The organism is Nocardioides sp. R-C-SC26 (assembly GCF_021246465.1).
Lineage (GTDB): Bacteria > Actinomycetota > Actinomycetes > Propionibacteriales > Nocardioidaceae > Nocardioides.
Genome location: NZ_JAHRHK010000106.1, coordinates 1 through 302 on the forward strand (window position 1 = coordinate 1; position 302 = coordinate 302).

Genomic DNA, 302 nt, shown 5'->3' on the forward strand with positions numbered 1-302 from the left:
CCTGGCGGCGTTCGGTTCGACCCGCAAGGCCGGCGTCGCCGCGGCGGATGACCCGCAGGTCGCCGCCCTGCGCGGGAGCCGGGCTCCGGTCGTCACGCTCGTGGCCAAGTCGCACGACCGCCATGTCGGGCTCGCGCTGCGCACCACGCTGGAGGAGAACCTGGCGATGGTGCGTGACACGGCCGCCCATCTGCGCGCCGAGGGACAGCGCGTCTTCGTCGACGCCGAGCACTTCTTCGACGGCCACCGCCGCAACCGCGACTACGCGCTCGAGGTGGTGCGTGCGGCGGCGGAGGCCGGAG

The 302-nt window shown here is 74.5% G+C and carries 1 pseudogene; it reads left to right on the top strand.

The window, feature by feature from the left end:
* Positions 1–302 (top strand): annotated as a pseudogene (locus tag KSO97_RS17640) (citramalate synthase); the annotation flags it as partial.